The 23,825-nt window shown below is 42.2% G+C and carries 27 protein-coding genes, 1 tRNA gene and 1 pseudogene; 16 read left to right on the top strand and 13 right to left on the bottom strand.

Annotation, left to right across the window (positions count from 1 at the left end; translation table 11 throughout):
• Positions 1-1,018: 1,018 nt before the first annotated feature.
• The 6 genes from BO26_RS07835 (at position 1,019) to BO26_RS07810 (ending at position 4,769) form a co-directional block, all read left to right on the top strand.
• The gene (locus BO26_RS07835; protein ID WP_051560679.1) at positions 1,019-1,426 is read left to right on the top strand and encodes an antirestriction protein; all 408 of its coding nucleotides are present in this window, start codon (positions 1,019-1,021) and stop codon (positions 1,424-1,426) included.
• Positions 1,427-1,645: 219 nt separating this feature from the next.
• Positions 1,646-1,867 (top strand): hypothetical protein, encoded by a 222-nt coding sequence (locus BO26_RS07830; protein WP_036770705.1) that lies wholly within the window; start codon positions 1,646-1,648, stop codon positions 1,865-1,867.
• Between the two features lie 12 nt (positions 1,868-1,879).
• Positions 1,880-2,257 carry a hypothetical protein gene (locus tag BO26_RS07825; protein ID WP_036770702.1) on the top strand — a complete coding sequence of 126 codons (378 nt, stop codon included), beginning with the start codon at positions 1,880-1,882 and terminating at the stop codon, positions 2,255-2,257.
• 38 nt (positions 2,258-2,295) lie between these two features.
• Entirely contained in the window at positions 2,296-2,553 is a 258-nt protein-coding gene (locus BO26_RS07820; RefSeq protein ID WP_236637391.1) for a hypothetical protein, read from the top strand.
• 76 nt (positions 2,554-2,629) lie between these two features.
• A complete protein-coding gene (locus tag BO26_RS07815) occupies positions 2,630-3,097 on the top strand; it encodes a hypothetical protein (RefSeq protein WP_036770696.1) in 468 nt (155 codons plus the stop codon).
• Positions 3,098-3,164: 67 nt separating this feature from the next.
• Entirely contained in the window at positions 3,165-4,769 is a 1,605-nt protein-coding gene (locus tag BO26_RS07810; protein WP_236637390.1) for an ArdC-like ssDNA-binding domain-containing protein, read from the top strand.
• A gap of 89 nt (positions 4,770-4,858) precedes the next feature.
• On the opposite strand, the gene BO26_RS07805 is transcribed toward BO26_RS07810, so the two are convergent.
• Together BO26_RS07805 and BO26_RS07800 are read right to left on the bottom strand one after the other, a co-directional pair.
• The gene (locus tag BO26_RS07805) at positions 4,859-5,725 is read right to left on the bottom strand and encodes an ImmA/IrrE family metallo-endopeptidase (RefSeq protein WP_036770694.1); all 867 of its coding nucleotides are present in this window, start codon (positions 5,723-5,725) and stop codon (positions 4,859-4,861) included.
• Positions 5,726-5,727: 2 nt separating this feature from the next.
• Positions 5,728-6,051: a helix-turn-helix domain-containing protein gene (locus tag BO26_RS07800; protein WP_036770692.1), complete on the bottom strand. Its 324-nt coding sequence runs from the start codon at positions 6,049-6,051 to the stop codon at positions 5,728-5,730.
• A 113-nt stretch (positions 6,052-6,164) separates the two neighbouring features.
• On the opposite strand from BO26_RS07800, the gene BO26_RS07795 reads away from it, so the two are divergent.
• The 4 genes from BO26_RS07795 (at position 6,165) to nucC (ending at position 9,470) form a co-directional block, all read left to right on the top strand.
• Positions 6,165-7,199, top strand: a complete 1,035-nt coding sequence (locus tag BO26_RS07795; protein WP_477707014.1) for a CBASS oligonucleotide cyclase — start codon at positions 6,165-6,167, stop codon at positions 7,197-7,199.
• Positions 7,200-7,206: 7 nt separating this feature from the next.
• A complete protein-coding gene (gene cap7 / locus BO26_RS07790; RefSeq protein WP_036770688.1) occupies positions 7,207-7,725 on the top strand; it encodes a CBASS phage resistance system CD-NTase-associated protein Cap7 in 519 nt (172 codons plus the stop codon).
• Complete coding sequence (gene cap6 / locus BO26_RS07785) at positions 7,722-8,654, top strand: CBASS phage resistance system CD-NTase-associated protein Cap6 (protein ID WP_036770686.1); 933 nt, start codon at positions 7,722-7,724, stop codon at positions 8,652-8,654. Before cap7 ends, cap6 begins: the two co-directional genes overlap by 4 nt.
• Before the next feature lie 90 nt (positions 8,655-8,744).
• Positions 8,745-9,470, top strand: a complete 726-nt coding sequence (nucC, locus tag BO26_RS07780; RefSeq protein ID WP_036770685.1) for a CBASS effector endonuclease NucC — start codon at positions 8,745-8,747, stop codon at positions 9,468-9,470.
• A 15-nt stretch (positions 9,471-9,485) separates the two neighbouring features.
• On the opposite strand, the gene BO26_RS23425 is transcribed toward nucC, so the two are convergent.
• Positions 9,486-9,713, bottom strand: coding sequence for a hypothetical protein (locus BO26_RS23425; RefSeq protein ID WP_157835532.1), 228 nt, complete (start codon positions 9,711-9,713; stop codon positions 9,486-9,488).
• A 12-nt stretch (positions 9,714-9,725) separates the two neighbouring features.
• On the opposite strand from BO26_RS23425, the pseudogene BO26_RS07775 reads away from it, so the two are divergent.
• Positions 9,726-10,310: pseudogene (locus BO26_RS07775) on the top strand (site-specific integrase); the annotation flags it as partial.
• A gap of 381 nt (positions 10,311-10,691) precedes the next feature.
• Here BO26_RS07775 and BO26_RS07770 read toward each other — a convergent pair.
• The 4 genes from BO26_RS07770 to mutY all read right to left on the bottom strand — a co-directional run bounded on the left by BO26_RS07770 (position 10,692) and on the right by mutY (position 13,420).
• Positions 10,692-10,767: transfer RNA gene (locus tag BO26_RS07770), tRNA-Phe, on the bottom strand.
• A 170-nt stretch (positions 10,768-10,937) separates the two neighbouring features.
• Positions 10,938-12,011: a membrane-bound lytic murein transglycosylase MltC gene (gene mltC / locus BO26_RS07765; protein WP_036770721.1), complete on the bottom strand. Its 1,074-nt coding sequence runs from the start codon at positions 12,009-12,011 to the stop codon at positions 10,938-10,940.
• Between the two features lie 64 nt (positions 12,012-12,075).
• Entirely contained in the window at positions 12,076-12,348 is a 273-nt protein-coding gene (locus BO26_RS07760; RefSeq protein WP_036770682.1) for an oxidative damage protection protein, read from the bottom strand.
• Between the two features lie 31 nt (positions 12,349-12,379).
• Positions 12,380-13,420 (bottom strand): A/G-specific adenine glycosylase, encoded by a 1,041-nt coding sequence (gene mutY, locus BO26_RS07755; protein WP_036770680.1) that lies wholly within the window; start codon positions 13,418-13,420, stop codon positions 12,380-12,382.
• A gap of 241 nt (positions 13,421-13,661) precedes the next feature.
• On the opposite strand from mutY, the gene trmB reads away from it, so the two are divergent.
• From trmB to BO26_RS07730, 5 genes are all read left to right on the top strand, one after another.
• Entirely contained in the window at positions 13,662-14,381 is a 720-nt protein-coding gene (trmB, locus tag BO26_RS07750) for a tRNA (guanosine(46)-N7)-methyltransferase TrmB (protein ID WP_036770678.1), read from the top strand.
• Positions 14,381-14,707, top strand: a complete 327-nt coding sequence (locus tag BO26_RS07745) for a YggL family protein (RefSeq protein ID WP_036770675.1) — start codon at positions 14,381-14,383, stop codon at positions 14,705-14,707. The genes trmB and BO26_RS07745 overlap by 1 nt, the downstream gene beginning before the upstream one ends.
• Positions 14,708-14,790: 83 nt before the next feature.
• Positions 14,791-15,720, top strand: a complete 930-nt coding sequence (gene glsB, locus BO26_RS07740; protein WP_110882709.1) for a glutaminase B — start codon at positions 14,791-14,793, stop codon at positions 15,718-15,720.
• A 28-nt stretch (positions 15,721-15,748) separates the two neighbouring features.
• Positions 15,749-16,471: a YggN family protein gene (locus tag BO26_RS07735; protein WP_036770673.1), complete on the top strand. Its 723-nt coding sequence runs from the start codon at positions 15,749-15,751 to the stop codon at positions 16,469-16,471.
• A 116-nt stretch (positions 16,472-16,587) separates the two neighbouring features.
• A complete protein-coding gene (locus tag BO26_RS07730) occupies positions 16,588-17,538 on the top strand; it encodes a siderophore ABC transporter substrate-binding protein (protein ID WP_036770671.1) in 951 nt (316 codons plus the stop codon).
• Positions 17,539-18,346: 808 nt separating this feature from the next.
• Here BO26_RS07730 and BO26_RS07725 read toward each other — a convergent pair.
• The 6 genes from BO26_RS07725 to BO26_RS07700 all read right to left on the bottom strand — a co-directional run bounded on the left by BO26_RS07725 (position 18,347) and on the right by BO26_RS07700 (position 23,806).
• Entirely contained in the window at positions 18,347-19,009 is a 663-nt protein-coding gene (locus BO26_RS07725; RefSeq protein ID WP_036770669.1) for a hypothetical protein, read from the bottom strand.
• 944 nt (positions 19,010-19,953) lie between these two features.
• Complete coding sequence (hemW, locus tag BO26_RS07720; protein ID WP_036770667.1) at positions 19,954-21,084, bottom strand: radical SAM family heme chaperone HemW; 1,131 nt, start codon at positions 21,082-21,084, stop codon at positions 19,954-19,956.
• Complete coding sequence (locus tag BO26_RS07715) at positions 21,077-21,670, bottom strand: XTP/dITP diphosphatase (RefSeq protein WP_036770665.1); 594 nt, start codon at positions 21,668-21,670, stop codon at positions 21,077-21,079. The genes hemW and BO26_RS07715 overlap by 8 nt, the downstream gene beginning before the upstream one ends.
• 26 nt (positions 21,671-21,696) lie before the next feature.
• Positions 21,697-22,245 (bottom strand): YggT family protein, encoded by a 549-nt coding sequence (locus BO26_RS07710; protein WP_036770662.1) that lies wholly within the window; start codon positions 22,243-22,245, stop codon positions 21,697-21,699.
• Between the two features lie 18 nt (positions 22,246-22,263).
• On the bottom strand, positions 22,264-23,085 hold the full coding sequence (proC, locus tag BO26_RS07705) for a pyrroline-5-carboxylate reductase (protein WP_036770661.1): 822 nt from the start codon (positions 23,083-23,085) through the stop codon (positions 22,264-22,266).
• Between the two features lie 25 nt (positions 23,086-23,110).
• The gene (locus BO26_RS07700; protein ID WP_036770659.1) at positions 23,111-23,806 is read right to left on the bottom strand and encodes a YggS family pyridoxal phosphate-dependent enzyme; all 696 of its coding nucleotides are present in this window, start codon (positions 23,804-23,806) and stop codon (positions 23,111-23,113) included.
• Positions 23,807-23,825 lie beyond the last annotated feature (19 nt).

Below are 23,825 nucleotides of genomic sequence, written 5' to 3'. Positions count from 1 at the left end.
GAAGCGGTATTAACCATAAATTTCACTTAGCGATCAATGTTTAGGGTTGATTATCACTCAGGCAATTAAAAACGGGGATTAGGTTAAGATAGCAGCAAAAACAAGAGGTTATATGACAACGCAAAAAACAGGCCAATGTGATTATTTTGTAACAGTATTGTATGAAAAATAGATTAATATTAATCATTTAATAATCAATGTTAATGATTTCAAAATAATTTAATTTTTTGTTTTAACTTGTGATATGAATCACATTTTTTTATTTTAATTTCAGAATGAAACTACATATAAATGTGACATTTATCGTCAATTAGTGATTGGGTATTACCTTTTATGATTAGGTTAGATGATGACTTTTAGCTCAGTTGGCAGAACAGGTGCTATGTTATTGCGGATTTATCTATGCTAGTTTTGCTTTTTGTTAACTGTTCGGCCTGTCATTGTGCTCACGTTTTGAAGAGCATAAATGATGATTCTATGCAGTATGAAAAGCTTGCTTGACGTTGAGATGGACCTTGATTAATTTAAGGCAGTATTCGTTGTCGCGTAAGCGATCGTTAATGTTCCCGCAGTCTGAGAGGAACGCCTTCGGGTGACTGATTTCAATGCCATTGTAGCCTGAGAGATGGCGTCTTCGGACGGCAAATCCGTTTATCCTTTGAAAACGGGTATCACTCATCAGTGATGAAGGTGCAATTTTACTGACCCAGTGGGGGCGTTTAGTTTCCCGATGGGTGACAATCCTCCTTAGTAATCAGAAGGATTGCTAATAGGAAATATAAAACGCGGCTTTGAAACTCACGAGTCTGCCCGTACAAGCGAACCATGTATAGGAAACCTGTTTGACCCTGTTGACAGCAGTGATGATGATTGCTGTGATGACTGGCGTCATGAGATTTTCTACCTGCGGGATAAGCGGTTAATACCGTGATACCCATTCTGACTACCACCCTGACGGGGAAGACTTTTCCCTGATACAGGGAGAGTGTTCCTCGTTTTTTTCATTCGAGGAAATATTATGCAAACTTTATCGTTATCAACGGAAATATCGGTGAAATCTGTCCGGTTTGAAGAACTGTTTTCGACACAAAGCTGGCTTGAGGCGTTGTTAAAGAAAATGTTTTTTCGCCGGGCCATTCGGTTATGTCCCGGGTATCAGGGCGATTTCTGGGAGGGCCGTGTTTTGTCAAATGGCATTTTTTATGCCGTTCCGACGTTTCAACAACAATATCGTGTGTTTGTTGAGGATAATGGTTTTGAGGGGATCATGTCAGCGGAGGCTTTTGGCATCACGGTGACGCTGTTCTCTCTGTATGAACTGGCCGATTTCAGTGAGCAGGACGACGATATTAAAGCTTTTCATGCTTTGTATGGTTATGCTCGTGGACATTCAGAAGCTGAAAAAATACTCGCGGCTATTGATTAAATATTATCTGCTTATTCGAACTGAATTTTTATTTAACCCAAGTGAGGCGTGTTTCCCGGGTTGGCGATAACAGGGCCAGTTCCCGTATCTTAAAGGCGTCCTAATAAGGATTGACCTGACGGATTGATTCACTTTGCATGATGTTCTTGACGGACATCGTTTTTCACTTCCCGGGACTTGTCCCGGTCAAGGGCAGGTTTCCGGTAACAGGAGCTGTTAATGCCTGCTTTTCATTCACCTTCTGATCCGACAATCCTGCCGGCTTCAGAGACATTAACCCCGAAACAACGTTCACTTATCCGCGATTTGATCCGTGATGAATGTGACTACCGTGATCGTGACGCACTCCTTAAACTTTTGGGCATGATAACGCTGTTCAAAATTGCGGGGATCCTGACGTTAGGTGTGCTGTTGCTGGTTTTCCAGTTGTTATGGGGATAAAGGAGACGAACGATGTTAATGATCTTTGTGACAGTACTTTGGGGCGTTATTCGTTGGATTTCGCTGTCATTTTACCATGTTATGTCCCGGCTATTACGTCGAAGACAGGTGAGACTACCAGCAGCTCATGCGCGAAGACACACGGTGTATGCCGGTAAATGGCAACTCTCTGACGACGCCAAGTCGTGCGGGAGACCGGTTGTGGTCAGAGATAGACACAGCTACAAACCGGGTGTGGAGTTGCTGTATTTCGGTGAGGAGAGTCCGGAGCCGTTTTATGGCGAGCGGTACCTTATCGATGAAACGGAAGCGGTGGATTCGGCGCAACAGATGCTCACGCGTCTGCTGAGACAGCGTAGTTTGTCGAAGGCTTATGATGAGGCCGCATAATGGTCAATGAGACGTTGACTGCCGTTACCCGGGCGGTGATGCCGGCCGTGGCGATTGAAGAGCCAGTCTGGCGGCGAATGGTAAGTTATCCGTCTGCGCCAGAATATGAAACAGAACGGTTTCATCAACTGATTTACCAGGCATTCAAAGCCTGGTCGGCAGCAAAGCCGGGAGTATGTGAGGTGACGTTTGGTTTTTTCTGTTTGCCGCACGACGGCGACATGAAGGCTCCTTTGTGGCAAGCGCTGCGGCTTAAACATGAATCTGATCGGTTGCTGATTGCGTTGGACGCTTAATTTATTGATTACCCTGACGGGGAAACCCGTGAGGGTTAACGCCGTCAGTCATTTTTTTACAACAGGAGTTAACCCTATGAGTACCATGACGACGAAAGAACACATTCGGGAACCGTCCCAGTCCCTGTCAGTGCAGGCGCTGGCTGAACCGGAAATATTCAGAAAAACCCGTAGCCGGTTTAATCAGTGGCTGCAGGCGCAATTCGACAATCACACGCTGAGAAATCATGGTTATCGCTGTTTTCTTGCTCGTCATCATCCGACCGAGCTTGAGCGTTACGATGAGGCTTGTGAAGCCTTACGGCGTGAGGAATTTCACCGGTTCAGTGAGTTGCAGACGCTGGGGCTGTTCCTGTATCAACAGGCGCAGCTAAAGGAGAAAAAACTCAGGCAGCGTCGTCGCTGGCTGTTGACCGGGATAGCATTAACGTCGCTGGTGACAGGCGTGTGTTTGATGCTTCACGCTTACGAGGTTGACTTGTCAGCAATGTATCACTGGCTGACCGCGTTACCGGCCAAAATAGCTAATTATTTCATGCGCTAATTATTTATCCCCCAGGGAGAGACGATTCCCTGTGGAAGGGTCTCTTCCTTAATTTTAGACAGGAAAGATGATGACCCTTTCTTACCTACCGGATGATATCTGCCGGTTAATCACCCGACGTCTTACAGACAGCCTGGAAAGTGGATGGGCGCCCTGGCAAGCGGCCAGTGAGTACGGTTTGCCTCAGCATGCGCTGACCAGACAACCGTTTAGCGGTATCAATGTGCTGTTGCTCTGGCAAACTATGTTGCAGCGGCAGTTGATATCTAACCGCTGGTTAACCGGTGATGATTTAAGAGCGTTAGGCGGATGGGTGGTCAACGGTGAAAAACCGACAACCATCGTCCGTTACCGGCCTTCAATGTCGCTGATACGTGTCATTAATCTGGAACAATGTGAAGGATTGCCGACAGAACTTCAACCCGCTTTTCCTTTACCTCCCCGTCCGGCTCCCGGTTTTACCGCTGTTCAGCAACTGGTGACGGCCAGTGGGATCCCGGTGGTTCATCGGTCGGGCATTATGCCCGTTTACCGACCATTGCATGATCGTATTGAGCTGCCTGTCCGGCGGGACTACGTTGAAGATTCACAATACTGGCATGACTTGTTGCATCAACTGGTTTATGCCACTGGCCATCCGTCCCGGTTAAACCGCTTTGGCCTGACAACCCAAAGTGAGTTGGATGAAGCCCGGGAACAATGGGTGACAGCATTGGGCGTGGCGTTTATGGCGGGATTAACCGGTATTCGGGGTAACCCGGTATATCCTGATAATACAGTACGTTGGGAACATACTTTGGGTTCAGATCCGTGGTGGTTATTTCAGGTGGCTAATGATGCCCGCCGTGCTATGGATTATTTGCAAGACTGCAGACAGCAGTTACCGACCCAGGTGGAATTGTGGCAGCAGATGGCTACCGTGTTGCTCAGTGAGCACTATGGTCTGCCGCTGAATGACACCATGCTGGAATATGATGAGGTGGTTCAGCGCCATATTGATCAGTGTATCACGCCGCTGATGGCTGTCAGTGCTTTAGCCCGAATATATCACTGGGAACGGCATGACCAGCCAGAAGGCAGGTTGTTTCCGGAAGAGTTGGGGCAGGCCAGCGAGGCATTGGCGTTATTCGCCAGCCAGCCATCGTATCTGAACTATGCTCGGATCCCGGTGACAGAACCCGCTGATACTGGCGAACCGGACAGATCATCACATTCTGAATGGTTGTTGTTACCGCCGGTGGCGTCTGACCGTGGTTATGCGGATGAAGATAATGATCCAACTGACGATAACGTTGTGGAACTGCCATTGGCGGCAACTTACCGGGAACCGAATCCACATAAACAGGCTTTTATCAGACTGTTTAACCAGATTGCGCCCCATGAAAACCGCTGGCAGGTGTTCTGTGATTTTGTGCATATGGCAGCCTGTTCATTGTATAACGCGCTGTTGCAAAATGAGGAATTTGAAGCGGACTATATGCAGCGGGTTAAACGTTATTCCCGTGAAGATGCCTTCCGGCTGAGTCGTTTGCTGAGTGAAGTTATTATGGGACTGGAGTATGAGGTCGGTGATTTTCTGGGGTCTATTTTCATGGCGCTGGAATTAGGTCATGACCAGGCTGGCCAGTATTTTACCCCTTATGGACCCATGTTAACTGTTATGTTTTGTTAAGTTTAACAATATGAATGAGTTGTATTGATGTTTTTAACTAATTATTTTTGCTTGCTAAACATACATGCTACTTTATTTGAAAAAGAACTTTACTCATCTTCCCCATGAAAAGGAGGCCATACAGTTGTTTTTCGGGAAAGGATTAGAAGGGTGATGACATATTCATACTGCTCTGATTGTATTTTCATTTCACGTACTGAAGCGTCTTTATCTGCATGAGGGAACCAAATTGATGCAGGGATCTTCATTCCTGCTCTTTCCATTGAAATGTTCTGGTTTGCAGCAAGCGATCCTTCTGGAATACTTACAACATTGCGTTGTGTGCGAAAGAAGGCTCCGTTACGGCGAGCTGCGGGGCTGGAAAAGGCCCATTTCATGTACCCGTCACGAGATAAAATGAATACGGCATTTTCTTCAGTACATTCAAGCCATTTCAATGCAGCAGCTGTCAGCGATACTCCATAACGAATCGCATACTGACGTAATACTTCAATATCAACGTCTGGCGTCAACTGTTTTCGGAAGTCATTGAATGGCATCAGTAAGTAAGAAGCAAATAAATCTGCTTCTGATTCAATATTTTTATCTTCCCAGGATAGCATATCATCACTGCTACATCTGAACTCATCACGATTTAGACGATGAAGTATGTAATGTCCCAGCTCATGTGCCTGAGTGAATCGAATTCTACCAGGGGATGTTAAACCGTTATTGTAAAGTAGCATCCAACGGCTGCGGGCTTCATTGGCAATTAATGCACCATCAAATCCTTTGATGTCAACGGGTTCTATTTTTACTATAGGGTCAGCCCATTGGAATAACTCTGCCGCCCCCAGAGACAATTCACCAACGTTAACAGGAAATCGTTCTGTGCCGTGAATCTCACTGAAAGTATCGCAAATTTTTGTTAGCCGAATAGCTGCTTTTTGAGGCGTCCATATCTCTTGTTCTGGCATAACTAGAAGTCCTTTTTAAAGGTGTCCAATATTTTTCTTAACTGTGCTTTAGCTTCAGGTTCAAGATTTTTATAGCTACGAAAGAAAGCATCATCAAGATGCCTTTCTTCCGGTTCGCGAAGGTCATCTTCTAAAAAGAAACTAGTCCCAACTCCCAGTGCATCTGCCAGGGCGGTAAGCTTTTCTGCCGAAGGACGTTGAGACTCGCGATTTTCCAGTTCCCATAGATAGCTTTTACTGAGTCCAGCCATGTCAGCGAGTTTTTCCAGTGTCAATCCACGCTGTTTACGCAAATCGCGAAGTTTTTCGCCAAGATGGGTTGCCATTGTTACATCTCCTCATTTATCTCTTTCATCATTGTACCACTATTCCGAACAAAAAGTTTGACAAGTATGAAAAATGCACTCATTCTTATAAAAAGTTCGCTATACCGAACTTTGTGGCCGACGAAAATGAACATGACATGTCGTCCGGCTTGGATAGAGTGAAGGCTTCTAGTGAGGATGAGATGTCAACAGAACATGTCGACCATAAAACTATAGCGCGATTTGCCGAAGATAAGGTAAATCTTCCAAAAGTAAAGGCTGATGAATTCAGGGAACAGGCCAAGCGATTACAGAACAAACTGGAAGGGTATCTTTTCGATCATCCCGACTTTTCATTAAAGCGAATGATTCCATCAGGTAGTCTGGCTAAAGGAACTGCCCTTCGTTCGTTAAACGATATTGATGTGGCTGTGTATATCAGTGGATCTGATGCACCACAGGATTTACGTGAGTTACTTGACTATCTTGCTGATAGATTGCGTAAAGCATTTCCTAACTTTAGTCCTGATCAGGTTAAACCCCAGACATACTCAGTAACGGTTTCCTTCCGGGGCTCTGGCTTAGATGTCGATATTGTCCCTGTATTGTATTCGGGGTTACCTGACTGGCGAGGTCATTTGATAAGCCAGGAAGATGGTTCGTTCCTTGAAACCAACATTCCTCTGCACCTTGATTTCATCAAAGCCCGCAAACGTGCTGCCCCGAAGCATTTTGCTCAGGTCGTTCGTTTAGCTAAATATTGGGCACGTTTGATGAAGCAAGAGCGCCCAAATTTTCGCTTTAAATCGTTCATGATTGAATTGATCCTTGCAAAATTACTGGATAATGGTGTGGATTTATCGAACTATCCGGAAGCTTTACAAGCATTTTTTACCTATCTGGTGAGCACTGAATTACGTGAGCGTATTGTCTTCGAGGATAATTATCCTGCGTCAAAAATAGGCAAGTTATCAGACTTAGTGAAGATTATCGATCCCGTTAATCCTGATAATAATGTCGCTCGTTTATATACACAGTCTAATGTAGACGCCATCATTGAGGCCGCAATGGATGCCGGTGACGCTATTGATGCTGCACTCTATGCACCAACTAAGCAATTAACCATAACCTATTGGCAGAAAGTTTTCGGTTCTTCATTCCAGGGGTGAAATCACTATGTCTTCTTATAGTTATACGGTAGCAGAGACACAAACTTTCAGCGTAACCCACGCTCGTCACATGGCTGCTAAAGTTGCAACTGACTTGCGGCGGATGCAGCGTTTTTATGGTTACCCCAGTGATGCCGACATTGAAGAATACGAAGAAGAATTGGTTGTGTTTCTTAAGGCAGGATATTTGGGAGAGGTGACTTACGGTTTTCAGAAAAATAATAACTGGATCGAGCCGACTCTTCGATATACCGCAGGTGACTTGCTTGGTCCAGGTACAGATGATGACCCCGGAAAAATTCGTCCAGGAAAAGATGTGTCGGGGGCATCATTCTATAGTTTTATGACTTATAGCTCGAAATATCTCAATGCTACCCAATCGGAAAAAGATAATGCTTTGAAAGATCTACCATTTAAACGGGTTAGTGCCCAGTCTCCGGGCATTGATGGCTACCTCGAAAATGATAAGACTTATTCGGCCGGTGGTCGCTCCCTCACTCGCACTAGCGTAAGGAATTTTGTATGAACGTAAAACCATCACTTGATGAATTGTTTGAGCGACGCATTAACTTCCCTGACTTTGAGCCTCAGGAGCGTCTGGCCCGTTTAGTTGGTCTTGATGAGCATAAAGATCGATTATCAAAAATATTAGGCTTACTTGTAAATCCTTATGGGATTCAGGAATGGGCAAACAAATATCATCCAGATGCTCGTGCGGCTGTTGATACGGTACTCAGACGACCACCTTTAGTCGTATTGGCTGGGGATGTGGGCTCAGGTAAAACAGAGCTGGCGGAAACCATTGGTGATGCTGTTGCCCGACAGGAAAATATTGATATTACGTTGTATCCTTTGAGCCTTGCTACCCGAGGGCAGGGTAGAGTTGGCGAAATGACTCAGCTGGTTTCAGCTGCATTTGATTACACCATTGAGGCAGCAGATAAATTAAAAAACACGAATGGAAAAGCTCGTGGTGCGGTTTTGCTATTGATTGATGAAGCTGATGCATTGGCTCAATCCCGGGAAAATGCTCAGATGCACCATGAGGATCGTGCTGGTGTTAACGCTTTCATTCGTGGAATAGACCGGATCGCCAATCAGAAACTACCAGCGGCAGTTCTTATGTGTACTAACCGGTTGAAAGCTCTCGATCCGGCTGTCCAGCGTCGTGCTGCTGAGGTTTTAACATTTTCCCGACCAAATGATGAGCAACGACACTATTTGTTGCATTCAAAACTTACGGGATTGGGGTTAAATTCTACGGCGATAGAAGAATTAGTCAGGTTAACCGGTCCAAGAGACACTAATTCTCCTGGATTTACTTTCTCAGATATTACCCAGCGGCTAATTCCATCAATAATTCTTGCGGCCTACCCATATAACGCAGTGTCAGTCCATTCTGCGCTACAGGTAGTCAATAAAATGACACCAACACCCGCATTTATTGACCACTAGTAATATAGAACAGATAAATGCCCATAAATAGTATTATGGGCCATACATGCTTATGCAACGTATAAGTATTACTGAATAAAGGAATCTATTATGTCAGATTGGTCACTTTCTCAACTATTTGCATCGTTACATGAAGACATTCAGCGTCGACTGGGAACTGCACGTAAAGCTTTCCATCATCCAGGGGCTAAAGGAGATGCCAGTGAAGGAGTATGGATTGAAATGCTTGATACATATCTTCCCAAACGCTATCAGGCAGCTAATGCTTTTGTAGTTGATAGTTTGGGTAATTTTAGTGATCAGATTGATGTGGTTGTTTTTGACAGGCAGTACTCACCATTCATTTTCAAATTTAATGAACAAATAATTGTTCCAGCAGAAAGTGTCTATGCGGTTTTCGAAGCAAAGCAATCAGCGTCAGCAGATCTTGTTGCTTATGCACAACGAAAAGTTGCAAGTGTTCGCAGACTTCATCGTACCAGCCTTCCAATTCCGCATGCTGGCGGGACATATCCAGCAAAACCACTCATTCCAATTTTGGGAGGGTTACTTACTTTTGAAAGTGACTGGAGTCCTGCATTGGGGACGTCGTTTGACAAAGCTCTCAATGGGGATTTATCAGATGGACGACTTGATATTGGCTGTGTTGCATCACATGGGCATTTTTACTTCAATAATATTGATGGCAAGTTCAATTTTGAACCTGGAAATAAGCCTGCTACCGCTTTTCTTTTCAGGCTTATCGCACAGCTTCAATTTAGTGGCACTGTGCCAATGATTGATATTGATGCCTATGGAAAGTGGTTGGCTAATTGAGTGCTGGTTTATTTTTTATTTATTTCGAGAAAGCTTGTTTTTTAGATTGTAATTCAGCATTTCATTGATGGTTGCCAGCTTTGATATTCGAAGCTGAAGTTGGTGGATCTCATCCCGTAAAACTTTGTTTTTGGCATTTGCATCGTTTAACTTTTCACGTAATGTTGCCTGAGAACGTCGGGGAACATTATCTGCTATCCTCCTGATTTCATCTGCGATATCTGGATAGTAGTTGTGAATCAATGAAGTGCTAACGCCCGCTGTGCATTATATCCGACCTGGTATTGGCTGACGGTACTGGATACGTTGCGTTATACCGGGATGCGGCAAAATCAGCTATTACATATTCGGCTTGGAGATGTTGATCTGAAAGAACGTCGGATTATTCTTTGCTCCGAGGGGAGTAAGAACCATTATGAACACCAGGTGCCGGTGGTGAAATGGTTGTATCCGCGACTGGAAATTTTGCTGGAACGTGCTCAGGCCGCTGGGGCAAAACTGAATGATCCCCTGTTTTGTGTGGACTATTTTACCGCCAAAACAGACAGAGGAAACGAAACCGACCAGTTACAGACGATAAAATCATTCTTTCGGCGCTTGTCAAAGGAGTGTGGTTTTGATGTGGGCCCACACCGTTTCCGGCATACTCTGGCAACTGAACTGATGAAAGCGCCTGATCGTAATTTGCAAATGGTACGCGGATTATTGGGACACCGCAGTATTACTACGACGATGGAATATATTGATATCAATCTGGATACTGCCGGGCGTGCGTTGGAGCGTGAATTAATGCTATATATCGATGCTGAGCCAGAGAGAGGAGAAATGTTAATCGGATAAAGCAGAATATGCCTGCTATTGATTGAACTTGTCTTAATCTATTACAAATTCCTTGTCGCAAGATAGGGAATTTTTTTGAATCGATGCAATCTCCCATCACTGACCTTTTTCTGATCAATTGGGAAGTCCGGACAACCGATATACAACATCGTGTTAATTAATTCATTGATTTTAGTTTGGATGGCTTGACAGTTGCAATAGAACTTGTAAGTATTGCGCTCGAACAGAAAGGGACATCTGATTTCTCAGATATCCTGAATCTAGAACCTTTATACTCTATATCGAAGCGATGCAAGATTAAGTCAACTGTAACGATGCATTTAGGTCCCAGTATCGAACGCCCGTTGAGCTTTTTTATCTCTCAACCAACGCACTTTGAATTGGTGCCCGGAGGCGGAATCGAACCACCGACACGAGGATTTTCAATCCTCTGCTCTACCGACTGAGCTATCCGGGCAACGGGGCGCATTAAACCGTATTTGGTAGAACTCGTCAATAGATTTATTCTGAAATGGTAATTTATGCTCCAAAATTCGTCGTCTGATGGCTAAAAATATAAGCAAAAAATAACGGAGAGTAGAAAAACTGCTCTCCGTTATTGCTTTATTGTTTTAACATTTTAATATTCTAGTGATGGTAACTTTTCTGGGCAGTATTGACTTTCATCAGATAGCGGCGTGATTCTGCTGATGGATGTTTGGTCGTCAAAGTTTCATAAACATCACCCGGTGCCATGCTATTAATGATTTGAGCCGCTTTTTTCTTATCACTGGAGAATACCCGTAATACGCTGCCTGCACCGCCATTATAAGCGGTTATTACTGCGTAACGGCGGGATGTTGCGTTAGTGATGCCTCCCAGATAACTGTTTTGTAATATCGATAAATATGCAGTACCGGCATCAATATTATTTTCTGGATCAAACAGATAACTGCGGCTTGGTTGTCCTGATTTGCCTTTCATCTTAAAGACATCACGACCAGCGGTATATTGCATAACCTGCATTAGCCCAAGTGCATCAGAACGGCTGACAGCATACGGGTTAAAACTGGATTCTATTTGCATAATTGCCAAAATCAGGGATTCATCCACACCATATTTGATGGAAGCTTGACGAACCAACGGCAGATATTTATGTGCACGTTTATCCTGGTGGTTTGGTACTAATTGCATAGTGACAGACCAGATGATATGTAAACCGGACTGGCGTTTCTGTAATTTATTGGTAATCAGGTAATCTGCAAAATGTGTTGCTCTCCATTCCCAACGGATTGGCTGGCCATTATTATCCACAACCTGCCCGTAAAGGAATGGTTCTTTACTGATCTGAATATCGTTAGTATCAGAATAAAGGTCAACTGAACCTGGATCATCACCCATTAATAAAGTAGAAATAATGGCTTGACGCAAATGTGCCGTTGGCTCAGTCGGAGAAATTGTTTCAATCGTGATCGTCCCAGCCTCAAAATTGATATGGCTGCGGGTCTGATATTGATCGGTGTATTTAACGTAATCTTTTGGGCCTGCAATTAATACTTCGTGCAATCCCCAAATGTTCTCGATGTTATGAGCGAACTGGCCCATCAAAATATCAAAGCCATTGGTATCTTTTATATATTTTTCGTTGTATTCGATATTTTTGGTATTAGTACAGGAAACGAGAAGTGGGGCAATAACAAACAGAGCTAACAATTTTTTCATCTTACATTGCCATCTGGTGTTGAATACAACATCAGAGCCAGCGGCTCTGATGAAAGCTAATATATTATTTTTCCGGGGGAGTATATCCATCAATTTGAATATCATGGCCTTCGAATAAAAATTTAGTCATTTCCTGTTCAAGCAATTTGCGATCTTCCGGGTTCATGGTATTAAGCTTTTTCTCATTGATTAGCATGGTTTGTTTGCTCATCCATTGACCCCAAGCTTCTTTGGAAATGTCATTGAAAATGCGTTTGCCTAACTCTCCCGGATAAAGCTGAAAATCCAGTCCTTCGGCTTCGCGTTGTAAGAAAGTACAAAAAACAGTTCTGCTCATAATAAATCCTCAAATATAGCGGGTGTGGGATTCAGCTCAGCTGTTGTAACAGATATTCAACTGGTGCTGCCAACCCAACAGTTGCGGGTTGCTGTAAGTTATACCAAAGTCCTTTATTTTCATCCATGCAGGCAGCAAAAGATAAAATATTTATTTTTATCGGTACAATATCCAGATGAAAATGGCTGAATGTATGGCGGAATGCGGTAAGTTGCTCATGTTTGCTGTGAGAAATACCGGATTGTTCCAGCCAGTCATTCAATGAATCTATACTTTCAAATTGAGGAAACGCAAATAAACCCCCCCAGATCCCGGTTGGTGGGCGCTGCTCCAGCCAGACAGAGTCGTTATTTTGCATCAACAGGAAATAAGCTGTTTTTTCAGGAATGCTCTGTTTGGGTTTTTTACCCGGATATTTTGTCCAGCTATGGTTTGCATAAGCGATACATCCTTGATTCAACGGGCAAATTTCGCATTTTGGCTTACTGCGAGTACAAACCATTGCGCCTAAATCCATCATTGCTTGATTAAAGTATTCCACTTCTTCTGCCGGTGTTACGTTGGTACTGATTTGCCAAAGGCTGTTTTCAACCTCTTTTTTACCCGGCCAGCCTTCCACTGCGTAACAACGAGCCAGTACTCGTTTAACATTGCCATCAAGGATAGGGAAATGTTTCCCCTGAGAAAGCGAAAGGATTGCACCCGCTGTTGAACGACCGACACCAGGTAGGGCGACGACATCATCAAATGTTGTCGGGAATTCTCCATAATATTGTTCTGCAATCTGTTGCGCTGCTTTATGTAGGTTGCGGGCACGGGCGTAATAACCAAGGCCAGTCCATAAATGAAGGACTTCATCAAGTGGTGCTGCGGCAAGTGAAGCCACATTAGGAAAACGTGAAATAAAGCGCTGAAAATAGGGAATGACTGTTGCAACTTGCGTTTGTTGTAACATCACTTCTGAAAGCCAGACGTGATAAGACGTCTTTTCCAGTTGCCAGGGCAGAGTTTTACGACCGTAAAGGTGGTACCAATCCAATACCACTTGGGAGAATTGCTTTGCTTCTATCATTAGGATAATTATCTTTAGGGAAAATCAGTGTTTCGTGAACAGGATTGCAACATAGTGTAACCTCGCTGTAAACCGGAACTTTGTTTTCGTGGCATTGCGCAATTTGGGATTAAAATTGTACTTGTAACTTCCGGGCTTGCTAAAATCGCCCATCTTTGGATAATGCGCTCTCTTTAGGTGGTTTGCCAGTAAAGCAGCCATGAATTCCTGAATAAATGTCGCTAAAACTGACAGAAATACTATGATAAATAACGTAATTTCGCCGGAATTTGATGAGAATGGCAGGGCACTGCGTCGTGTCCGGAGTTTTGTTCGCCGTCAGGGTCGGTTAACTAATCGTCAGCAACAAGCGCTTGATAATCTTTGGCCAAAAATGGGCGTTGAATATCAAGCAGAAAAGCTGGATATGGGGGCACTTTTTGGACGTGAGGCCGCTATTGTGTTGGAAATTGGCTTTGGTATGGGAGCCTCTCTTGTCACAATGGCAAACCAAAATCCTGAAAAAAACTTTCTCGGGATTGAAGTACATATGCCTGGTGTTGGTGCTTGCCTGGCTTCTGCTGAAAATGAAGCAATCAGCAATTTGCGGGTGATGTGCCATGATGCTATTGAAGTGCTGGAGAATATGATCCCAGATAATAGCCTGGAAATGGTACAGCTTTTCTTTCCAGATCCTTGGCATAAAGCACGTCATAATAAACGCAGGATTGTACAGCCACCATTTGCTGAACTGATAAAAAGTAAATTAAAGGTGGGGGGTATATTCCATATGGCGACTGACTGGCAGCCATATGCTGAACATATGTTGGAAGTGATGAATAGCGTGGATAATTACCTTAATTTGTCTGAAAATGGTGATTATGTACCACGCCCATCTTCACGCCCGGTAACGAAATTTGAATTGCGCGGTCAGCGGTTGGGGCATGGCGTGTGGGATATCATGTATAAGAGGATTAAATAATGGCTAAAAACCGCAGTCGTCGTTTGCGTAAAAAGATGCATATTGATGAATTCAAAGAATTAGGCTTTTCTGTTAAGTGGAGTTTTCCATCTAACACGCCTATTGATGTTATCGACAGTACTGTTGATGCATTTATTGATGAGTTAATTGAGTCTAATGGCTTAGCATTAGATGCCAGTGGTTATTTGCATTGGGAAGGTTTAATCTGCCTGCAAAAAATTGGTATGTGTACAGAAGAACATCGCCAATTGGTTGAGAAATGGCTGAAGGATCGTGGTATGGAAGATGTCATGACTTCAGAATTGTTTGACGTTTGGTGGGATTGATTACATATCGCTGTAAAATAGCCTGAATAACAACAGGGGTACCTATTAGTTTTAATCGGGTGCCCTTGTCTGGAGTAAAATCAGTGAGTAGTACAACGTTCTCTAACACGTTATTGTCGGATATTTTGCGACAAGTCCGCCCCCTGATTGGCCAAGGGAAAGTGGCAAATTATATTCCTGCACTGGCGGAAGTTCCCGCTGATCACCTGGCAATAGCTATCTGCACTATTGATGGGCAGATATTTCATGCTGGGGATGCTGAGAAGCGTTTTTCGATTCAATCTATTTCTAAGATATTTAGCCTGACTTTAGCGATGACGCGTTATCAGGAACAGGAAATTTGGCAGCGAGTCGGGCAGGAACCTTCCGGTCAGCCGTTTAACTCATTAGTTCAGTTGGAACTGGAAAAAGGTAAACCCCGTAACCCTTTTATTAATGCGGGTGCATTGGTTGTATGTGACATGTTGCAGTCGCGGTTGAGTGCACCTAAACAACGAATGCTGGAAGTTGTACGCAAACTTGCTGGTTGTTCTGACATTTGTTATGACAACAAAGTTGCTCGTTCTGAAATGGAACATTCTCACCGGAATGCGGCGATTGCCTATTTGATGAAATCTTTCGGTAATTTCGATAATGATGTGCTCGCTGTGTTGCAAACTTATTTCCATTATTGTGCTTTAAAAATGAACTGTATTGAACTTGCCAGATGTTTCGTTTATTTGGCGAATCAGGGGAGTACGATTGGTTCTGAACAGCAGATTTTAAGCCCCCGCCAGACCCGGCAGATTAATGCATTGATGATGACCTGTGGTATGTATGATGGTTCAGGTGAATTTGCATTCAGAATTGGTATGCCGGGAAAATCGGGTGTTGGTGGTGGAATTGTGTGTGTAGTGCCGGGAGAGTTTACTGTTGCTGTTTGGTCACCAGAGTTAGATCGTTCAGGGAACTCTTTAGCCGGTTGTGCTGCCTTAGAGTTATTAGCAGATCGTATAGGTCGATCAGTTTTTTAACTCTCAGGTGGTTTTCTTAGGAGAAAATATGTTACGCAAGACGATTATTGCAATATCTTTGCTATTTGTTACTCAGGCCCAGGCAGGTTATGAATGTCAGGTAAATCCACAGAATGACATTATTATCACGTCTAAATCAGTTCAGGTTGTGGGAGCAAGTGGCAATCTCCAGATTTCACCTGATGGCTCGATTATCCGTGACGGTAAGAGCCTGAACTTAAATACTGAACAGCGTCAGAAAGCACGACATTATCAGCAGGCTTTGCGGCAGGATTTACCCTGGATAAAACAAGAGACGAGTAAGCATTTGATAACTGCCCGTAAATCTTTGGATAAAGTTGTTGTTGATACTATGGGTAAGGATAGTAATGTGCGTAACCGATTGTCTGAACTCGAATCAGGACTGAATAAGCAGATAGACCAGATTATTGAAATCCGTTCGGATGGTATGGCATTCCATCATCAGGCAATTAAACAAGTTGAAAAAGATAGTCGCAGCTTAATTGAACAAAGCCTTGGTGGGGTTTTGCAGGACAGCATTAATGAGATTGGTAATAAACAGTTCAGTCTGAACGGTGATAATAATCAGGCACTACAATCTTTGCTGGGGAGTTTAGGTGGATTGCAGAATAATTTGAAAGCTGAATGGAAAGTACAAGAAGAAGATTTCCAGCGTTTTGGCAAAAAGGTTTGCGGTAAAGTAAGTGCTCTTGAACAACAACGAATTGAATTACTGAATTCTATTAAGTAATTCCCAATAATCACAAATAAGAATCGATTTGAAATTGATTCTTATTTAGATTGACATATTTTTCTCGCCACCTAGAATGCAGGTTATTACTATTATTCTTTCTTGGAGCGCGATATATGAAAAAGATAATTCCTGTTGTTCTGGCTTCATTATTTGTTGTTGCAAGCCATTCCGCAGTTAGTCAGACGTCTGCTGTCTTCACTCCAAATGCCGTTACAGCTCAAGCTGATGATAAGGTTACAGTTAAACATCTCTCTGGTGAAACTGAGGTTAAAAGGAATCCTCAGAAAGTCGTTTTATTTGATTTCGGTACTTATGATTCATTGGCTAAATTAGGATTGTCAGATCGGGTTGTTGCACTACCTATTGGTAATACGCCTGAATATCTCCGCAATAATTTGCCTAAAGGGGTAGAAAATGCAGGTGGTATAAAAGAGCCAAATTTGGAAAAATTGGCACAAATTAAACCGGATCTGATCGTTATCACTGCCCGCCAGGGTCCTTCTTATGAAAAGCTGTCAAAAATAGCACCTACAATTAATCTGGGAACGGATAGTACAAACTACCTGGTTTCAGTTGAAAGTAACCTAAAGTTATTAGGTGAATTGTTTGGCAAACAGAGTGAAGTGAAAGAGCAAATTGCTGAGTTGGAAAAAGTAATTGCTAAAGCTCAGGATAAAGCTAAGTCTTCTGGTGCAAAGGTCTTAGTATTACTGCATAACGCAGGTAAATTAATTCTGAGTGACCAGAGCGTAGTATATGACGTGGTTAAGGCACACCGAGCGGAATTACCCGCAACTGCTGATGAAGATAAAACTAAACGCCGTGTAGTCACTTCTGAAATGATTGCTCAGGCTAATCCGGATGTGATTTTAATTATTGATCGCAGTGAAGCAATTCATGCAGGTAAGCTGGACAAAGTACAGTTTGAAGATGATAAAGTAAAATCCACTTCAGCGTATAAGAATGGCAAAATTACTTATCTAAAATCTGACCTGTGGTACTTGTCTGGTGGTGGTTTAGAAAGCTTAACGGCACAAATTAATGCTGTTGAGGATGCTCTTTAATCAGGTGGCTTTGATCATGTTAAATGTGTGGTAGTGATTAAAGTTCTACAATATATATAGTGGTTTAGATCTGTGATGGCAGTTATCGGTTATTATACTGGTAACTGTCAGATATTATCAGGCTCTCTTTCTTTTAAATCAGTATATACTCAAGATACTTAAAAGTGCATGTTTGAAAAATGACTATGTTATTGAATTTAAATGTTTTTATGTCTGAAAACTCAAGCATCTTGAAGTTCATTCGGTATATACCCTATGGATTTCAAGATGCATCGCGACGGCAAGGGAGTGAATCCCCGGGAGCATAGATAACTATGTGACCGGGGTGAGCGAGTGCAGCCAACAAAGAAGCAACTTGAAAGATAACGGGTATATAAGTCTTTATGGGTTTTTTTAAGTATTTCATTTGGTCATGGTTTATTTCAGTATTTGCCAAATAAAGGATTGAGTTAATTTAAATAATAAGTCTGCTATGGATGGTTCTTCATATACAACCGAATTGAGTATTCAAATAAAGTAAGTATATTATTATGAATATTTATTTACCTCCTTGTTTTTATTAATTGAAATTAATACGAAGGTCTTTGTAAAATACTGGGTTGTTCCACTTGGTGAAATATAAAAATATAACAAAGAGAAATTTCATAATTTTCATATTCAATGAGTGGCCAGTAATTACTATTGACTTTATATAGTTATAATTTAACCTGTTTGCATTTGTGATATGAAATGGGATATTTATATTGAAAGGAACTTATAAATAAATAATAAGTTCCTTGATAATTAAATGAGATTAAAGATAAAGGTTTTATGAACAAGTATTAATTGCGTTTCCAGAGTCAAGTACCATTCTGGATATAGCAGGGCCAGCCAGTGCTATTTCTGCAATAAATGCCGTTCCACCTGTAGCAAACCATATAGTTAATTGTGCTATTGCAGTTATTCCAGTAATCATCCAGTTATACCAATGCATTGTTTCTTTTAAGCAATCAGTTATTCCAGTTATACCTAAAATATCCTCCACTGCGGAAATTAATGACCAGGTATGTTTTGATTTATCAGTAATAGAATTAGAATTCTTAAGGTTATGAACTATAGTAAATAACTCATGTATAGCCTCATGACCTAATTTTTTCAATAATATCAGTGTGGCTGATTCTCTTTCGGGTTTATGTATACCCATGAATTTAAATGCAAGTTTAAAAGCATCTGCGACAACTATACCAATTGCATGAGTGCATGGAGATTCACCTGCGTACTCTATTAATTTTAATCCCACATCAGTGTCAGTTGGAGTTGAATTATTAAAATGCAATCTCTTGTAAGCATCATTTACAACCATGTCAAAGCTAATATTTTCCTTTTGATGATCGGAAAGTTGATCATAAAAATCTTGATAATATGGAGTTAGTTCTGTGGCTAGCTCTTCTTTGGACAAGGTATATAACATTTCTTTATTTTCAATATTCATTTTTTACCCCAAGCAAAGTGAAATTAAAGATGTTTTTAAAAGTGTTCATGCTTATAAATAGAAATATAATCAAGCATAAATTAAATATAGTCGTATTTGAGATAATTTAAATGATATTATTGTGTCGCAATTCACATATATTAAAAATTTATTTTTATAATATCGTGGTAAATATATTTTTTAATTTTATTTGATTGGGATTAATGCGTTTATTGATGATCATTGTTAAATAATATTTCATAATTCTGCTACACATGGCCTTTTTCAACCCATTGTTATACATAGAATTATTAGTGGCATAAGATGCAGCGCTATTTTGGAGTCTTATTTAACTATTGTCCTCGTGGATAAATATATTTTCAGGAAGAATTGAAGGAATATTGATGTTGTTGCTTTAGGATAATTATTTTTTAAATATATTGGCATTTTATTGTTTGTAATTGAATTGTAACTTATATACCCAATAGATTTCAATTTGCAGCGCGGCGGCAAGAGAACGCATCCCCAGGAGCCTGGATAACTATGTGACTGGGGTAATTGAAAGCAGCCAACAAAGTAGCAACTTGAAGGATGAATGGTATATATTATTTTTGATTGCAGTAATGACATATAAAATATAATGACTTTCTATATAAATGTATCTGTTTTAACTAAATATTTAGGGCATTACCCTATTATCTTTATTCATTGAAACATCGGGCATTTTAATCTCGGGGGCGTTATCAATTCACCAAAAGGATACTTCTTCTGATATTAGGAAGGTGAGGATTTTCAGTGGGACAATTAGCCTTGCTGAAGAGTAATTTGCTACTGAGCAATCAGTTTTACTGTCTGGAAATCCCCACTGAAGCCCAGTGGGGATAAATGTATTATGAATAGATTCGAAACCCTTTCATGTACCAGATGATCTTTGTGAAACTGAATTTTGCGGAGATAATTTTGTGTTAAAGAAATAGCTCCAATAATGAATTCAGGAATAATTTACCTTTCTGTGTAATTTGCCAATGTGTTGCTGTTTCAGAAAGATAGTCTGCGGCTAAGGCTTGATCTATTGGGTTGCGGATTGAAGCTTCAGATAATCCAGTGAAATCACTGAAATCTTGTTTTGGCATTGCTTCTAGTAAACGGAATCGGTTCATAAAAAATTCAAATGGCCGATCTTCATTTTCTACCTGATTTTGTTTATCCAGATAGCGCCCCTGCATATATCCACGAGGATGTTTGGTTTTTACTGTACGCAGAATACGACCATCTTCAAATGTGATTTTTCCATGAGCACCACAGCCAATACCAAGGTAATCTCCAAAACGCCAGTAGTTGAGATTATGCTGACATTGGTAACCTGGTTTGGCATAAGCAGAAGTTTCGTATTGTTGATAACCCGCTGCTGTCAGCAATTGGTGACCTTGTGAAAAAATATCCCACAAAGCATCATCATCAGGCAGCACTGGAGGGCGGGAACCAAAACTGGTATTGGGTTCAATGGTCAATTGATACCATGAAAGATGCGGTGGTGATAATGCGATTGCCTGACGTAAATCATCGAGGGCCTCATTAAGGCTTTGATTTGGCAAACCATGCATCAAATCCAGATTAAAACTGCGTAGCCCCAGACTAGCGGCTAAACGTGCCGCTCGTTTGGCTTCATTTGGCCCGTGAATGCGGCCAAGGCGTACCAGTTTATCTGGACTGAAACTCTGCACGCCAATGGATATTCGGTTAATACCTGCTTGTTGATAACCGCTGAAACGGTCGGCTTCCACAGTACCGGGATTGGCTTCCATGGTAATCTCAGCTTGCGGCAACACGGGTAAGAGAGTACGAACACCATCCAGTAATTGTTGCATCCCTTGTGAACTGAGTAGGCTGGGGGTTCCGCCACCAATAAAGATAGTGGTAACTTCCCGCCCTTTGATCATTGACAGATTTGCTTTCAGATCTGCCAATAAATGGTCAACATATTCTTGATGTGGAACATCACCTTTCAGTGCATGAGAGTTGAAATCACAGTAAGGGCACTTTTGTACACACCACGGAATATGGATATAAAGACTAAGTGGTGGGAGTTTAAGCATTACTTAGTGTATCCAACATCATCTTTAGTGCTTGCCCACGATGTGAAACGGCATTTTTTTGTTCACCAGTTAATTCAGCCGCAGTACAACCTAATTCCGGTATGTAGAAGATAGGATCATAACCAAACCCACCATTACCGGCAGGTTGGCGTGTGATAATCCCCGTCCAGCGGCCATGAAATACCAGCGGCGTTGGATCTTCCGCGTGGCGCATATAAACCAGCACACAGTTAAACTGAGCTTGACGTTGATCATCAGGAATATCTTTCATCGAATCTAGCAGTTTTTCCATATTCTGCTGATCAGTGGCATTTTCACCTGCATAGCGGGCTGAATAGATACCAGGAGAGCCGCCAAGGATGTCTACGGATAGACCAGAGTCATCCGCAATCGCCGGTAGGCCAGTAACTTGTGCAGCGTGGCGAGCTTTAAGAATGGCATTTTCAATAAATGTCAGCCCAGTTTCTTCGGCTGAATCTACGTTTAGCTCAGTTTGAGCGACAATATCCAGACCAAAATCAGCCAGTAATTGTGCCAGTTCACGAACTTTTCCGGGGTTGCCGGTTGCCAGAACGACTTTTTGCATTATTTTGAATCCAATTTAATTTTTATTTACTGTATTAACCATGAGAGAACATCAGCACGAAGATAGTTCAGGGCGTAGAGGATCAAAATGACGATCATTGCTGAAAAATCAAGGCCGCCCATTGTTGGGATAATACGGCGGATAGGTGCCATTAATGGTTCTGTCAATTGCATCAGAACATAGTCAATCGGATTGCGCCCTTGGCTGATCCAGCTTAGTAGAGCACGAGCCAACACCAGCCAAAATACCAGTTTACCTGCTGCTGTCAGCAATTCGATTAACCCAATAGGGATGAAAAGCGTGATAAAGGTAAATGTCCCGGAACTGAACCAAAGTTGCATGATGAATTTAAACAATACCAGAACGTAAGCGAAAACAATGGAGGCAGTATCGAGCGAGCCAATAGCTGGTATAACTCGGCGTAATGGCCGAACGATCGGCTGAGTCATTTTCACGATAAATTGGGCAAATGGGTTGTAAAAGTCACAGCGCGCCCATTGCATCCATACACGAAGTAATAAAACAGCAATGTATAAATCCAGAACTGTGGATAGAATAAAGGTTAAAAATTGCATTTAGCAGCCTTGATAAAATTAAAATTGTTTTTCCATTTCCTGTGCCCGGCGAATAGCCGCCTGCATAGCGTTGGATACGGTTTCCGGCAATTTGCCTTCGTAAAAGATACGTAATGCTTCCGCAGTAGTACCGCCTTTAGATGTTACCTGTTCACGCAGGGTTGCAAAAGGGAGATCGACATTTGATGCGGCCAGTGCCGCAGAACCTATTGCCGTTTGCAACACAATTTCACGAGCTGTTTGGCTATCAAAACCTAAACGTTCTGCTTCCTGTTGCATTGATTCCATAAATAGGAAGAAATAAGCCGGTGCACTGCCTGCTACGGCGATAATGTCATTAATGCCGTTTTCATCTTTTACCCAATAGGTTTTACCGACACTGTTCATTAATGCTTGAGTGAAATCACGGTCAGACCGGCTGACTTGTTCAGATGCGAATAATCCACTTAATCCTTGACCAACTAATGCCGGCGTGTTTGGCATGATACGAACAATATTAAGTTTGCCTTGTAATAAAGCATTAAAGCGTGCAACGGAAATACCTGAGGCGATAGACAGAACCAGTTTGTTACTGAAATCCACGTGATCTTTTAGAGGTTGGCAAACATCTGCCATCACTTGCGGTTTTACCGCCAGAACAATAACATCAGCTTCCTGTGCGTAGCGAATATTATCACTGCTGCTGTTGACGCCATATTCTTTTGCCAGTACATCACGGCGAGTATTACCTGGAGAACAAACATTAATTAACTCAGTGGGATAACCTCCTTTTACCAATCCAGCAATGATGGCGTGAGCCATATTTCCTGCACCAATAAAGGTAATTTTACGTTTTTCCATTAAATACCTCGTAGCGTTGAAATGGTCAGTTGTGATACTGACGTGCACCGAAAATGGCTGTTCCAATTCGTACTAATGTGGAACCACAATGAATAGCAGCAGCCATATCGTCAGTCATCCCCATTGAAAGGGTATCTATTTGAGAATATTTAGTTTTCAGATTCAGGAAAGCTTGCTCCATTCTCCTGAAAACCACTAATTGACGTTCATGGTCAGGCTCCGGTGCCGGGATTGCCATTAAACCGCGTAGCTTCACATTGGGAAGTTTATTCACTTCGGCTGCCAGCATTGATAATTCATCAAGTTGAATACCTGATTTGCTCTGTTCATCACTGATATTTATTTGAATAAGAATATTCAGTGGTTTCATTCCTTCTGGGCGTTGTTCGTTCAGTCGTTGTGCTATTTTTAGGCGGTCAATGGTGTGGCACCAGTCAAAATTTTCTGCTACCAACCGGCTTTTATTGGACTGCAATGGACCGATAAAGTGCCATACCAGATCATCACGATTTGCAAAATGAGCAATTTTTTCTACCCCTTCCTGCACATAATTTTCACCAAACTGGCGTTGTCCGGCAGTGATGGCTTTTTCGATATCTTCCACAGGTTTAGTTTTACTTACTGCAAGTAGGGTGATTTCTTCTGGAGCGCGTTCGCATTTCTGTGCGGCAATGGCTATGTGGGTCCTGACATCTTGTAAATTTTGTTCAATATTGTTCATGGTGACTCAGGAGATTAAA

The organism is Photorhabdus australis DSM 17609, assembly GCF_000711895.1.
In the GTDB taxonomy this organism is placed as follows: Bacteria; Pseudomonadota; Gammaproteobacteria; order Enterobacterales; family Enterobacteriaceae; genus Photorhabdus; species Photorhabdus australis.
Note: the sequence above shows the minus strand (reverse complement) of the source record. Positions and strands in the feature narration are given on the sequence as shown.